We start from the raw sequence: 14,669 nt of genomic DNA, 5'->3' as shown, positions 1-14,669 counted from the left end.
TTGTTCGTTGTTCGTATAACGAATAATTATTGTGTCCGGTCGAGCGCAGTCGAGACCTGAAAAAAGGAGTTAGGAAAAATAAAATTTATCCTGATAAAATAAGAATTAGCATGTTGAAAAAGAGAATTTTATTGAAATTAGGTTCCAATACCTTAACCAAGGATACTGACTATATCTCTCGCGGTAAAATCGAAGATATTGGTAGGCAAATAGCAGCTTTAAAAGACCAATATGAATTCATAATTGTAAGTTCTGGTGCTATTGCGGCAGCTAAGCAATTCGTTAAGATTGAACATAACGGTGAAGAAATTAACGTTAAGCAAGCGCTCGCATCTATTGGTCAGCCTCATCTTATGCGTATTTTTCAAGAGAATTTCAGAGAATTAGGTCTTTTTACTTCTCAGTGCTTATTGTCTTATTCCGATTTTGAAAAGGAACAAACCAGAGTGAATATTAAAAACACGATAAACGTTCTGGTCGCTAATAATTTCATCCCTATCATTAATGAAAACGACACGGTAGCAACAGATGAAATTAAGTTTGGTGATAACGATAAATTAGCCGGATTAACAGCTTCTCTTTTATCTGCGGACATTCTAATTATCGCAACTAATACTGATGGAATATATACGAAGTCTTCCTTATCGACTTCTACTCCAAAAACCATTGAAACAGTATCCGATCTAAATACCCTATTAAAAGAAATTGGCGAATCTAAATCTACCCATGGCACAGGAGGTATGCAATCTAAACTAGATGCAGCAACCATTGCCCAAAAAGCAGGTATAGAAACTTGGATAACCAATGGTTTAAAAGATCATTTCATTACTGACGCCATTGATAACAACAGCACATTTACAAAAATTAAAGCATCATGAATTACCTTTCTATAAACGATATCGATTCTTTATCTACCTGGGTAAAAGAAGCCATTGCCCTAAAAGAGCAACCTAAAAAACATAAAGCTCTTGGAAGTGATAAAACTATAGGTTTACTATTTTTCAACAACTCACTTCGTACGCGTTTAAGCACTCAAAAAGCAGCGATGAATCTCGGCATGGAAGTCATTGTCATGAACTTTGGTAGCGAAGGTTGGGCTTTAGAATATGCCAATGGTACTGTTATGGACCAAGGTACTTCTGAGCATATTAAAGAAGCTGCACAGGTAATTTCTCAATATTGCGATATCATTGCCATCCGTGCTTTTGCAGGTTTGAAAGATAAAGAATTGGACGAAGCCGAGGAAGTTTTGAACGGATTTAAAACATACGCATCCGTACCTATCGTAAATATGGAAAGTTCTGTTGGGCACCCGTTACAGGCACTAACCGATGCCATTACTTTAGAAGAACATAACTTTAAGAACAACCCAAAGGTAGTTTTGTCATGGGCACCACACCCTAGAGCTTTACCACACGCGGTAGCTAATTCATTTATACAAATGATGCAAAAGCAAAATGCTGAATTTGTGATCACCCACCCCAAAGGTTATGAATTGGACTCCAATATCACCAAAGATTCTAAGATTGAATATGACCAAGAAAAGGCGCTAGAAAACGCCGATTTCGTATATGTAAAAAACTGGAGCAGTTATAATGACTATGGTCAAATAAAATCTCAAGATTCTAATTGGCAAATGACCCTTAAGAAATTAGGGAAAGCTAAATTTATGCATTGCCTGCCGGTACGTAGAAATGTAGTGGTTGCCGATGAAGTTTTAGATAGTGAGCAATCATTGGTCATAGAACAAGCGAATAACAGAACATACGCAGCACAATTGGTGCTAAAAAAAATATTGGAAAGCAATGAAAATTAATAAGTGGATTTACATAGGCATCGCTTTATTTGCCCTAATCTTATTTGTCGTGAATATGGCAGATATTGACCACAGCACCGCGCATTGGAAAACGTACATGGGTCCTGTTAGCAACATTATTCTTATTATCGCCATGGTTCTCATGTTTAAATTTGCCGACTATGAAAAGTAAACTAAGTGTTGTAAAAATTGGTGGTAATGTCATTGAAGATGAAAAAGCCTTAGATATCTTTCTTACTGCATTTTCCAAAATTGAAGGATTAAAAATATTAGTGCACGGCGGTGGTAAATTGGCTACTCAACTAGCTACAAAACTAGGCATTGAGTCTAAAATGATAGATGGCAGGCGTATTACCGATGCGAAAACCGTAGATATTATTACCATGGTTTATGGCGGATTGGCAAACAAGAAAATCGTTGCTCAATTACAAGCAAAAAATACGAACGCTATTGGCTTAAGTGGTGCAGATGGTGATAGCATACAGGCACATAAACGCCCCGTTAAGGAAATTGATTATGGATTTGTTGGTGATATTGATGGAGTAAATTCAGGTTTACTGACCAAACTTTTATCTGTCGATTTAACTCCAATTTTCTGTGCGTTATCGCATGACGGAGCCGGGCAATTACTGAATACCAATGCAGATACTATTGCTTCTGAAATTGCAATTGGTATGGCATCTACCTATGAAACAACCTTGTATTATTGCTTTGAGAAAAAAGGGGTTTTAATGGATATTGCCGATGAAAACAGTGTTGTTAAACATATTGATTCCAACACCTATCAAAAGCTCTTATCTGACGGTATCATTGCGGACGGAATGCTACCAAAACTTCATAATTGCTTTCATGCATTAAACAATAACGTAGCAAAAGTATGCTTGGGTGATGTTACGATGCTAGATACAAAAACAGAACTGTTCACGACAATACAACTATAAGATGAACCAAATAGAACTTACAGAAAGTGCCATATCTTTATTAAAGGAACTTATTTCCATAGAGTCTTTTTCTATGGAAGAAGACAAAACTGCTGATGCTATACAAGCTTGGTTGGCTAAATACGATATCCCTACAGAAAGAGATCTCAACAACGTAATTGCGAAGAATAAATTTTGGGACGATGCTAAACCAACCTTACTTTTAAACTCGCATCACGATACGGTTAAACCTAATAAAGCGTATACTAAAGACCCTTTTTTGCCCCACATTGAAGATGGAAAATTATTTGGGTTAGGTAGTAATGATGCTGGAGGTCCATTGGTATCCCTATTAGCAACTTTCGTAAACTATTACAATGATGAAAATCTCAACCATAATATTCTTATGGTCGCTTCTGCAGAAGAAGAAAATGCAGGTGAAAATAGTTTACGTGGGTTATTGCCAAAACTTCCACATATAGATGTTGCTATTGTTGGCGAACCTACACTAATGTTACTTGCTATTGCAGAAAAAGGTTTGGTCGTTTTTGATGCCGTGGTAAAGGGCACTCCGTCACACGCTGCACATCCCAATGATAATAATTCCATCTATAATTCTATCAAAGCATTAGAATGGTTTAAGAACTTTAAATTTGAGAAAACTTCTGAAGCCTTGGGAGATGTAAAAATGACCGTCACTCAAATTAACGCAGGATCACAACACAATGTGGTACCAGCTCAGGTTGATTTGGTGATCGATGTTCGTGTAAATGACGCTTATAGCAACAAAGAAATTGCAGATTTACTGAAGAAGGATGCGCCATGCGAATTAAAGGAGCGATCTTTACGCCTGAATTCATCGAAAATAGATAAAAATCATCCGTTAGTAAAATCGGGGATTGCATTAGGCAGAACAACTTATGGATCACCTACACTCTCTGACCAAGCAGCATTAAGTTGCCAGTCACTGAAACTAGGGCCTGGTGACAGCACTCGCTCTCACTCTGCCAATGAATTTATCTATGTTCATGAAATTGAAGAAGGAATAGATTTGTATATTAAAATATTAAAAGGCTTCCTTTCAAATAACAATTAACAATAACCAATTACCAATAAGCATTGTTCATTGCTTAATTGCTAATTGATAACTGACAACATATGAAACTCTGGGATAAAGGATTTAGCACTGATAAGAAGATTGACCACTTCACCGTTGGAAATGATAGAGAATTAGACCTACACTTAGCTAAATATGACGTAATAGCTTCTAAAGCGCATGCTAAAATGCTTGGTAAAATAGGACTGATTTCCCCTAAGGAAACTGCTGAGCTAGTAAATGAATTAGACCATATTGCAGCACGTATTGAAAAAGGAACTTTCACTATTGAAAATTCCTTTGAGGACATGCATTCTAAAATTGAATACTTGCTTACCTTAAGCCTAGGTGATACCGGTAAAAAAATACATACGGCACGTTCTAGAAACGATCAAGTTCTTGTAGCAATGCACCTATATTTAAAGGACGAATTGACCGAGATCAAGACGATGACCAAATCGCTTTTCAATCTTTTGCTAGTAAAAGCTCAAGAACATAAGGACGTCATGTTACCAGGATACACGCATTTACAGATTGCAATGCCTTCTTCATTCGGACTATGGTTTTCCGCCTATGCAGAAAGCTTAATAGATGACCTTTATTTTATTGAAGCAGCTTATAAAGTTGCCGACCAAAATCCTTTAGGTAGTGCCGCTGGTTACGGTAGTTCTTTTGCCATAGACCGTAGTTACACTACTGAAGAAATGGGTTTTGCCACTATGAAGTATAATGTAGTGGCTGCACAAATGAGTAGAGGAAAAGCGGAGAAAGCTACTGCCTTTGGTATTGCCAATATTGCCGCGACCTTATCTAAAATGGCTATGGATATCTGTTTGTATATGAGTCAGAATTTTGATTTCATCTCATTCCCAGATGAGTTGACTACAGGTTCTAGCATTATGCCACACAAAAAAAATCCTGATGTTTTTGAATTGGTACGTGGTAAGTGTAATAAGTTACAATCCATACCAAATCAATTGACTTTGGTTATCAATAACCTACCTAGTGGTTACCATAGAGATTTACAATTGGTAAAGGAAATTATCGTTCCTGCCATACAAGATATGAAAGCCTGTTTAGAGATTTTGACCTTTAGCCTTAAGGAAATTAAAGTAAATGACAGTATTCTAGATGATCCAAAATATGATTACCTATTTAGTGTAGACACCCTAAATGAACTGGTACAAAATGGAATGCCTTTTAGAGATGCATACAAGAAAATGGGTATGGAAATCAATGAAGGTACATTTACACCAAAAAGAGATATTCACCATTCTCATGAAGGTAGTCTTGGTAATCTATGCCTAAAGGAAATTCATGACAAAATGAAAAAGCTTAATTGATTTTTACATATTTATCAGAATAAATTTTGGTGAACTGAGCTCCAAAGGTGACTATTAAACTAGAATAGGATACCCATAACATTACTAAAATAATACTACCGGCAGCACCATAGGTTGAACCCGGCTCTGCTTTACCAAAATAGAATGCAAGAGCATATTTACCTATTAAAAATAGTAAAGCCGTTAATGCAGCACCTACCTTAACTGCTTTCCATCTTACATGTATGCTTGGTAAATACTTAAACATTGCACCGAAGAGCAGATAAATAAAAGTAAGGGATATCACAAGGTCCAATACAAAGCCAAGCTCTAACATACCATCTGGCAGTAAACGTGAAAGTTGTTTGGAAAATGCTGATAAAAAAGAAGTTAAAGCAAAACTAATCAACAAAAGAAAGCCGAATATAAGAATAAACCCGAATCCCTTTAAACGCATAAAAAGTGTAGATAATATTTCATTGGTATACCTTGGTTTCGCATTCCATATATCGTTCAAAGCATTTTGCAATTGATAAAATACCCCTGTAGCACCGTATATCAACACTCCTACACCTAAAATTGCGGCTATGATCGAAGTATTTTCACTACCGCTATCCGCTACCATTTCTTGAATAGATTGCGCTGTCTCCGGACCCATGGCAGATGAGATTTCAGCAAACAATTCTCCCCGAACTATTTCTTTTCCCCAAATACCGCCTACCAATTCCATGATTAAAATAAGAAGCCCAGGAAGTGAAAGTATAGCATAATACGCAATAACCGCACTAACTTGAAAAGGTTCTTTCTCCATCCATAAATTATAAGTTTTCATTAATAATTTAGGTAAATGAGGGAGTTTGAATTTAATTTTGTTTTCCGATGTTTCAGTAGCCATTAAATATGGTTTATATCTTCTTTTAAATGTACTGAATACGCAATTTGAACTGTAATCCTATCAAAAAAAATACTAGCTCTTAAAAAGGCATACCGAAATCAAAATCAGATGATTTTAAATTATTTAAACAGAGAATTGTCCTACACAACTAATTATTACCTGTTCACAACAATTAATTTTAACGTTTGTAATTCATCGACATATTTGATGAACACACTTGATCAAACCAACAGCATGTCATTTTTTAAAAAGAGTATCACCCTTTTTCTTTTATTTTTAAGCGTTAATCTTTTTGCTCAGACTACCCCTATACCCGACGGAAATTTCGAGCAGTTTTTGGTAGATGCGGGCATTGACACCAATGGTGTTAATGGAAATATTTTAGACGTAGATGCTGAAGGTGTTACCAACCTTAATATTTCAAGAAATGATATTCTCGATGTAAGCGGACTAGAAGCTTTTGTAAATTTGATTACGCTAAACTTAGGTCAAAATCAATTACCGACAATACCATTAAACACACTTACATTACTTGAAGAATTAAATTTTGCTAGAAATACAGCTTTAACTTCTTTAGATTTATCACAAAACCTAGAACTCCGGGAATTAGTTTTTAACAATGACCTTGGACCACCTCTACTTACCACTTTAGACCTTTCCAACAACACTAAATTAGAAAACCTTAATGTAAGAACAGTAAGAAGCATTACGTCATTAACATTACCTGTCACATCAACCCTAACCGATATTTATGTAGCAAACCTAAGTGTTCCAACAATTGATCTTTCCCAATTAACGGGAGATTTTAATTTTAGAATTGTGGGTAGCGATGTTTTTGTTACAATCATATACCCTAACAAAAGAGATGCCCTTAAAAATTTAGAATTAAGTAGTATAAATTTTACTACCGTTGATATTTCTGAAATGATTGGATTAGAGCGTTTTGGACTGTCTTCTACAAACACTGAAGAAATTATACTTCCTTCAACTTCAACTTTAACAAGAGTCAATATTTCCGGTCATGAATTAGCTCCTACAACATCATTTGCATCTGTACCTGAATTAACCTATTTAAATATTACCAACAAAAGAGACGCTGTACCCTTGGAGATAGATATCTCTCAAAATCTAGAATTAACCAATTTAAGCCTTTCTAGGAATAATATGGTGAACTTAGATATAAGTCAAAACACAAAGCTCACGAACTTAGATGTAAACACAAATAACTTTACAAGTATAGACGTTTCACAAAATTTATTATTGGAAGACTTAAACGTAAGTTCCAATCAATTACCTGTTCTTGATGTGCAAGTAAATACCGAGCTAACACGACTCGAAGCTAACAATAATCTTCTTCCATCCATCAATTTAACCCAAAATACCTTACTCAGATATCTATATCTTGGCTTTAACCAGCTACCCAATTTAGACATCACCCAAAACTCAGCATTATGGATACTTGCCATAAATAATAACCTGTTTACAGGCTCCGGTTTGGATCTAAGCCAAAATGTGGAGTTGTTCAGCATGAATATTTCCAATAATCAAGTGGAGACCTTGGATTTCTCAAATACTGTCATGAGGAATTTAAATATATCTTACAACATATTTCCAGGAAATCAAGTACTAAATGATTTTTATGCTAAAATAGAAACTAGAGGAACTTTAAGCGATGTGGTTTTTCGAGCCAACAACAATCTATTAACAGGAGCTATACCCGACTTTTATGCTATATATACGAATAACGACCCTAGTACTACTCAACATAGACGGTGGTGGTTTAATATAGAAAACAATTATTTCCATTTTGGAGATTTTGAGAATCAACATGTAAACCTTGTTAGCCTATTAAGTACACAATCCATTGGTCCATCAGCAGATGTAGTAATGAAAGACTATACCTACGCCCCTCAAGCGAAGGTCAATACAATTGAATCCCTAGCGGCAAATGCAGGTGACGACCTCATCTTGACCACAACCGTACGTGGATCTCAAAACCATTACAAATGGTTTAAAGATGGAATAGAGATACCAGATGCACCAGATGCGCCAAACTTAATATTGAACGATATAGATACTTGTGACGATGGAGTTTATTATGCTGAGATCACAAGTGATCTAGTTCCGTTTGAAAACGCAAATGCGCCTGGAACTAACGGTAAAAATTTGTTGTTAGTAAGAAACGATATCACTTTAACGGTAAATGCAACTAAGGAATGTGTGACGCTGGCAAATCCAATTAATGGCGCTACAGAAGTTCCCATTAATACTGGTATCGAATGGAACGATAATGCTGGTGCTTGTGGTTATAAAATAACTGTGACAAATGTTGATACCGGTAATCCTATTCAATACGGCGGTAATCCTATTACTAATTTAGATGTGGGCGATGTTACCTTGTTCAATTTTGACGCAGACCTACCAAACAATACGGTAATATCCGTTCGTATTACGCCATACTTTGAAGATGGAGACTTTGGCGGATGCATAACAGAATCGTTTACAACCAATGCAACCACTATAGCTACCGAATGTACCACTCTAAATTATCCAAGAAATAATGATGTAAACGTACCTGATGACTTAAGCAGCATTTCTTGGAATCCGGCAAATGCCGCAGACAGCTATAAATTAACGATAACTTCAACCAGTGGCACGAACGATATACCTGAAACCAATGTCGGCAATGTACTTACATATCCATTTACGCAAGAATTTCAGGAAGGCGATGTAGTTACGGTGTCAATAACACCAACTAACTCTTTGGGCGATGCCACATGTTCATCTGAAACCTTTACTATTCAAAGCACCGGACCTCAATCACCTATGTGTACAACCTTAATAAGCCCTGCTAACAACGCAACGAATATTGCATTGGACACAAGTCTTGAATGGAATGAAATCGCAAATGCAGATGGGTATAAACTTACCGTTACAGCAAATAGTAGTACCGCTAACAATGTAACCGAACTAGATATTACATCGGGCAACACCTATGACTTTTCAAACAATTTCGAAGAAGGCGAGACCGTTACGGTAACCATTGCACCTTACGGTGTAGGTGGCCAAACAAATTGCCTATCTGAAAGTTTTACTATCAAATCTAGACCAATTTGTACCAATTTAACAAGTCCGCTAAACGGCGCTAACGATGTTGCGGTAGACACAAATTTAGAATGGGACGCCGTTGCTAATGCCAATGGTTATATAATAACTGTTGATGGTAGCATTAGTAATGAAAACAATGTCAGTGAACTAGATATTACATTAGGTAATAGTTATGATTTTAAAGACGATTTTGAGCCAGGAGAAACCGTTACCGTTACCATAACACCATACAATGAAATTGGTGAAGCCATTGGTTGCACATCTGAAAATTTTACAATTAAACCACTTCCACTATGTACTATCTTATCAGAACCTTTAAACAATGACACTAATGTTGCCGTAAACACTTCTATCGAGTGGAATGCAGTTGCCAATGCCGATGGTTACTTAGTAACAGTTATTGGCAGTAATAGCACTGCAAACAATATGACGGATTTTGAAATTACATCAGGTACATCCTTTGATTTTATAAATGATTTCATTCAAGGTGAAACTGTTACAGTGACCATTAAACCCTACAATGATAATGGTGAGGCCATGGGTTGCAGTTCTGAAAGTTTTACAATTATACCACCACCGGTACCTTCTTGTACTACACTTGTCTCTCCTCTCAATAATGCAGCAAATGTAGATATCGACACAAATATTAATTGGAATACCGTTGCCAACGCAACTGGTTACAAATTAACAGTTACAGCAAGTGAGAGTACCGTTAACAATTTAAACGAAGTTGATGTTATTGCAACTTCTTATGATTTTACGAACGACTTTATACAAGGCGAAACCGTTACGGTGACCATAAAACCTTTTAACAGCACTGGCGAAGCAGTAGGATGCTCTACTGAAACATTCACAATTAAACCAGTACCCGATTGTACTAATTTAAGCACGCCTGTAAATGGAGATAACCAAGTTGAAACAAACACCTCTATTTCATGGAACGCGGTGAGCGATGCCATTGGTTATTTCGTAAATGTTGAAGCCAGCACAAGTACTGTCAACAATTTTACCGATCGTAAAATCATAGGTACTTCTTTAGATTTTGATGATGATTTTACACAAGGCGAAACGGTTGCGGTTACCATAACTCCGTACAATGAATCCGGCAGCACTATTGGTTGTACTACCGAAACGTTCACAATTGTGGATATACCACCTTGCACGAACCTAATTTCACCTGCAAATGGCGATTTGGATGTTGCCATAAATACAGGTTTAGAATGGGCAGTAGTACCTGAGGCCGCTGGCTACATATTATCTGTCAATGCAACTAAAAGCAATACCAACAACAGTACCGAATTAGATATCACCAATGGGAACACTTATAATTTTACAGACAATTTTGAACAAGGTGAAATAGTAACAGTTTTAATAAAACCATATAACAATGCCGGAGAAGCCTTAGGCTGTACCACTGAAAGTTTCACCATCAAATCTGTACCCAGCTGCACAACTTTGGTTTCACCCAGAGATAACGACGTAAGAGCAGAAGTAAGCGAAATTACATGGAACGAAATTGCCGATGCTGACGGATACAGACTAACGATTACAAGCAGCAATGGAACTGCAAATAATGTTACAGATTTAGAAGTTTTTGATACCACTTATACTTTCTCCAATGAATTTAATATGGGAGAGACTGTAACCGTTACTATTATTCCGTTCAATGAGGTTGGAAATGCCGAAGGTTGCTTTTCCGAAAACTTTACGATCAGACCACTACCTACTTGTACCGGTTTAATAGCTTCATTACAAAATGCAGAAGATGTTGCCGTTACCACGGATATTGAATGGGAGCCCGCTACTGATGCAGACGGATACCGAATTTCAGTTGGCACCACTATGAACGGTACCGACATTGTCAATAATGAGGATGTAGCTTCGTTAACGAGTTATATTTTATCTGAAAATCTTCCTTCCGAGACTACAATCTATGTTAGCGTTGTGCCTTACAATTCTTCTGGAATAGCAGAAAACTGTAATTCTGACAGCTTTACTACCGAAACAATCGCACCTGATTGTGTAATTTTAATTAGTCCTGCAAACGGTGAGACCAACGTTCCCCTAGAAAGCACTATTACTTGGGATGAAGTTGAAAAAACAGATGGTTACAGACTTTCGATTGGTACATCACCAGAAGCGAATGATATCTTAGATACTTTTGATATGGGCATGGCTACCAGTTACACCCATGAAGAAGAATTTCCTTTTGACACTGAAATATATGTTACCATTACATCTTACAATAGTGCCGGTGATGCTATAGATTGTGAACTACAATCGTTTACCACACTGATTCCTGAAGACGATACCAAATACGGATTCTCACCTGACGGCGATGGTATTAACGAATATTGGCATATTGAAAACATAGATATTTACCCAATAAACACCGTAAGTATTTATAACCGGTGGGGAGATATGGTCTTTAAAATCGAAAATTATGATAATGCCACTAACGTTTTCTCAGGTAATGCCAACATGAAAACCCAACTAGGCGCAGACCGATTACCAGCGGGTACTTACTTCTTTAACATTCAAATAGAGGGTGAAACTATTTTAAGAAAAACACAAGGTTTCCTTGTTTTAAAGCGATAAAATAACATGCAAAATTCATATAGACATATCGCTTTTATAGCGTTCATATTTCTTGTTTCGTTTTCCAATTTAAAGGCGCAACAAACTCCAAGTTTTTCTGAGTACAATTACAATCCGTACTTAATAAATTCGGCTTTTGCAGGGCTTGCCCCAAGTGCCGAAATAGGTATAAGTAATACAGGCACTTTCAATCAATTTGAAGGTAGCCCTAAAAGCTTTGCCCTAAGTTTTCATTCTCCGTTCAATAGGGGTAAAATCGGCCTGGGAGCTGGTTTATTTAGAGATGAAGTTGGTGTTACCACTTCTACCAATGCTTTTGCTACGTATTCTTATAAAATCTTTTTCGACACCAAAAAGAATAGACCGTATTGGCAGTTATACACTCCAAATTCATTATCATTTTCGATATCACCCGGGGTACAGCAATACCAAGATAATTTACTGGAACTTGGTATTATGGACGACCCTAACTTTGCCATGAACATTAATGCTACCATACCTACTGTAGGACTTGGTTTTTTATTGAACTTAGCAGACGTATATGTAGGCTTCTCCACGCCAAATGTAATTGGAGATATGCTAGTATCTGATGATAATGTAGAAATCAATGTGCCTTATTACGGATATTTGGGCTATCGATTTTTCTCTAGTAGATTTGAAGATTTAATGATCAAGCCTAACCTATTATTAAAGTATGAAAATGGGGCGCCTTTTCAGCTAGACATGAATATTTCGGTCAGTTATAGAAATAAATTTGAACTTGGAACAGGTTACAGAACCAATTCGTCAATAAATCTGTTGGCGGGAGTTTATCTTTTCAAAAACATTAGAGCTATTTACAGTTATAATGTAGCAACAAATGATTCTCCTTTAGGAAACACACATGGTATTATTGCTACCTATCGTTTTGGAGAAGGTTTCAGTAGAGATTAGACCTATCTCAATAAGTTATGAATGAATTCTAATTTTCTCTCAACGGGTTTTGAAATTATAAATGGATAAGGGTCATCTTCTCCCATAGAGCGGTTCATACTATTCAAAGTGAACAGTAAAGGTATACCGGTATTCATTACTTTCTCAAAATTGATTTCTTTATAAGGATCAAAACCAGCGTTCATTTTTAAGCTTTTCTTAGCCGTAATTCTCGGATTTGATTTGAGTCCGAAATTATAGGCCGTTTCCAAAACATCCGTTAAGTGTAGATAATGAGACCAAGTTTGGCCAATCTTCCCATGGGTGAGATGAGGCATACTTACTAATAAAACTTTGTTGCCAATTCAATTTTGGACCATTTTTATAATGATTGGCCAGCGCATTAGCATACGACGTTGATTCATCGCCAAAAATGCTTCTAAATTCCACTAATACATCCGGATTATCACGAATGAGCAAATCCCAAAAATAATGCCCCACTTCATGCCTAAAGTGACCAAGCAAAGTTCTATAACGCTCTGCCATTTGCTGCTTTACTTGCTCACGAACAACAGGGTCTGCTTCATCTATCATAAGGGTAATTACACCATCTGCATGCCCCGTTTTTAAATCTTTTGAACCTTCTGGCAAATCATCCTTTGCTAAAAAATCAAAACAAAAACCTTTCGCATCATCTACCGTTTTACTGATCACTGGCAATCTAAAACGCAAAAGCTGGTATACCAATCTATGCTTGGCAACCTCTATGTGTTTCCACTTTTCGAGGTTGTCTTCATCTAAAAGGTGCGGAATTGTTCTGTTAAGGGTGCAGGCAAGGCAGAATTTTCGTCCATTTGATATATCAACAAGCCAATTACAGACCTTATGACCATAGTTCTCACAATATTCATAGGTTTTTCCATCTAGCGCATTCACTTGCCATTTTGTGGCGTCTGGAGCTAATGAAACTATTTTATTATAATATGAGGAATAACCCAGTTTAAAACCACAGTTTAAACAAATATTGTTCTCAAAAACAACGGTGTTTTTACAATTGGTACATTGAAATAATTTCATATCCTAAAGTCTTTTAATAGACTAGGACTAGGTGCTATTTGATCATTTTAAGGTTTATTACCTCTTGATCGGTCAAATACCTCCAGTGTCCTCTTGGCAAATCTTTTTTGGTAAGACCACCATAAACAACCCTATCCATTTTTTGTATTTTATACCCTAAAGTATCGAAAATACGCTCTACGATTTTATTTCTAGAACTATATATTTCAATACCAACTTCTCTTTTTGGAGCATCGGCTATAAAACTTACATCTTGTACACGAACCGCCTTTTCATCAACGACTACACCTTCTTGTATCTTCTTTAAATCGGCGCTTCTCAATTCTTGATCTAAAACCAAATGATAGATTTTACGCATACCGTTTATTGGACTCTTCAGCACCTTGGTCATGCTACCGTCATTGGTGAACAAAAGTAGACCTGTATGTTCTTTTTCCAATTTATCGACTGGTAATAATTTTGACTTAGAGGCACTAGATATTAACCCAGAAACATGTCTTTTGCCACGTTCATCTCTTATGGTAGTCACAAAATCTTTGGGTTTGTTGAGAAGAACATACTCCCTCTTGATAGGATTTAACAATTGACCATCAAATTTTACCTCATCGGTCAACTTTACCTTATAACCCATTTCTGTAATAGGTTTCCCATTTACAGTTACATTACCTGCAGCAATGTATATATCAGCATCTCTTCTAGAGCATACTCCAGAGTTAGCCACATATTTATTTAATCTAATAGAATTTGGATCTTGGGGCTTGGTCGGTGTTACATTTTTCTTGATGGGCGCATTACCACGAGCATAGCTCTTCTTCTTGAAATTACCACCTTGCCTACCTGAAGCGTTTTTCCCCCTTCTAGAATCATCCCTACTCATAACTGTACTAATTTTGCACAAAGGTAGCAAATTGCGTTGCGGTTCAAA

9 protein-coding genes and 1 pseudogene are annotated in these 14,669 nt (G+C 36.6%); 7 read left to right on the top strand and 3 right to left on the bottom strand.

Going from position 1 to position 14,669, the window contains the following annotated elements; translation table 11 throughout:
• Positions 1 to 110 precede the first annotated feature (110 nt).
• The 5 genes from proB to argH all read left to right on the top strand — a co-directional run bounded on the left by proB (position 111) and on the right by argH (position 5,175).
• Positions 111 to 878: a glutamate 5-kinase gene (proB, locus tag SJY30_RS16475; protein ID WP_396633216.1), complete on the top strand. Its 768-nt coding sequence runs from the start codon at positions 111 to 113 to the stop codon at positions 876 to 878.
• Positions 875 to 1,816 (top strand): acetylornithine carbamoyltransferase, encoded by a 942-nt coding sequence (locus tag SJY30_RS16470; protein WP_396633215.1) that lies wholly within the window; start codon positions 875 to 877, stop codon positions 1,814 to 1,816. The genes proB and SJY30_RS16470 overlap by 4 nt, the downstream gene beginning before the upstream one ends.
• Before the next feature lie 161 nt (positions 1,817 to 1,977).
• Positions 1,978 to 2,757 carry an acetylglutamate kinase gene (gene argB, locus SJY30_RS16465; protein ID WP_396633214.1) on the top strand — a complete coding sequence of 260 codons (780 nt, stop codon included), beginning with the start codon at positions 1,978 to 1,980 and terminating at the stop codon, positions 2,755 to 2,757.
• A gap of 1 nt (position 2,758) precedes the next feature.
• Positions 2,759 to 3,832: a M20 family metallo-hydrolase gene (locus SJY30_RS16460; protein ID WP_396633213.1), complete on the top strand. Its 1,074-nt coding sequence runs from the start codon at positions 2,759 to 2,761 to the stop codon at positions 3,830 to 3,832.
• Between the two features lie 62 nt (positions 3,833 to 3,894).
• Positions 3,895 to 5,175: an argininosuccinate lyase gene (argH, locus tag SJY30_RS16455; RefSeq protein ID WP_396633212.1), complete on the top strand. Its 1,281-nt coding sequence runs from the start codon at positions 3,895 to 3,897 to the stop codon at positions 5,173 to 5,175.
• On the opposite strand, the gene SJY30_RS16450 is transcribed toward argH, so the two are convergent.
• The gene (locus SJY30_RS16450) at positions 5,168 to 5,986 is read right to left on the bottom strand and encodes a YihY/virulence factor BrkB family protein (protein ID WP_396633211.1); all 819 of its coding nucleotides are present in this window, start codon (positions 5,984 to 5,986) and stop codon (positions 5,168 to 5,170) included. The genes argH and SJY30_RS16450 overlap by 8 nt on opposite strands.
• A gap of 297 nt (positions 5,987 to 6,283) precedes the next feature.
• On the opposite strand from SJY30_RS16450, the gene SJY30_RS16445 reads away from it, so the two are divergent.
• Together SJY30_RS16445 and SJY30_RS16440 are read left to right on the top strand one after the other, a co-directional pair.
• Entirely contained in the window at positions 6,284 to 11,755 is a 5,472-nt protein-coding gene (locus SJY30_RS16445; RefSeq protein WP_396633210.1) for a gliding motility-associated C-terminal domain-containing protein, read from the top strand.
• Between the two features lie 6 nt (positions 11,756 to 11,761).
• Positions 11,762 to 12,688 carry a PorP/SprF family type IX secretion system membrane protein gene (locus tag SJY30_RS16440; protein ID WP_396633209.1) on the top strand — a complete coding sequence of 309 codons (927 nt, stop codon included), beginning with the start codon at positions 11,762 to 11,764 and terminating at the stop codon, positions 12,686 to 12,688.
• 2 nt (positions 12,689 to 12,690) lie between these two features.
• Here the strand turns inward: SJY30_RS16440 and SJY30_RS16435 are convergent.
• Both SJY30_RS16435 and SJY30_RS16430 read right to left on the bottom strand, forming a co-directional pair.
• Positions 12,691 to 13,744, bottom strand: a pseudogene (locus tag SJY30_RS16435) (putative zinc-binding metallopeptidase).
• 34 nt (positions 13,745 to 13,778) lie between these two features.
• Positions 13,779 to 14,621 carry a pseudouridine synthase gene (locus SJY30_RS16430; protein ID WP_396633208.1) on the bottom strand — a complete coding sequence of 281 codons (843 nt, stop codon included), beginning with the start codon at positions 14,619 to 14,621 and terminating at the stop codon, positions 13,779 to 13,781.
• Between the last annotated feature and the right edge of the window lie 48 nt (positions 14,622 to 14,669).

This window comes from Maribacter sp. R86514, assembly GCF_044597005.1.
GTDB lineage: Bacteria > Bacteroidota > Bacteroidia > Flavobacteriales > Flavobacteriaceae > Maribacter.
Note: the sequence above shows the minus strand (reverse complement) of the source record. Positions and strands in the feature narration are given on the sequence as shown.

Excerpts from the sequence above, each read along its gene's own strand:
- SJY30_RS16450 (WP_396633211.1), bottom strand. The coding sequence starts at position 5,986 with ATGAAAACTTATAATTTATGGATGGAGAAAGAACCTTTTCAAGTTAGT.
- SJY30_RS16460 (WP_396633213.1), top strand. The coding sequence starts at position 2,759 with ATGAACCAAATAGAACTTACAGAAAGTGCCATATCTTTATTAAAGGAA.
- argH (WP_396633212.1), top strand. The coding sequence starts at position 3,895 with ATGAAACTCTGGGATAAAGGATTTAGCACTGATAAGAAGATTGACCAC.
- SJY30_RS16445 (WP_396633210.1), top strand. The coding sequence starts at position 6,284 with ATGTCATTTTTTAAAAAGAGTATCACCCTTTTTCTTTTATTTTTAAGC.
- SJY30_RS16440 (WP_396633209.1), top strand. The coding sequence starts at position 11,762 with ATGCAAAATTCATATAGACATATCGCTTTTATAGCGTTCATATTTCTT.
- SJY30_RS16430 (WP_396633208.1), bottom strand. The coding sequence starts at position 14,621 with ATGAGTAGGGATGATTCTAGAAGGGGGAAAAACGCTTCAGGTAGGCAA.
- proB (WP_396633216.1), top strand. The coding sequence starts at position 111 with ATGTTGAAAAAGAGAATTTTATTGAAATTAGGTTCCAATACCTTAACC.
- argB (WP_396633214.1), top strand. The coding sequence starts at position 1,978 with ATGAAAAGTAAACTAAGTGTTGTAAAAATTGGTGGTAATGTCATTGAA.
- SJY30_RS16470 (WP_396633215.1), top strand. The coding sequence starts at position 875 with ATGAATTACCTTTCTATAAACGATATCGATTCTTTATCTACCTGGGTA.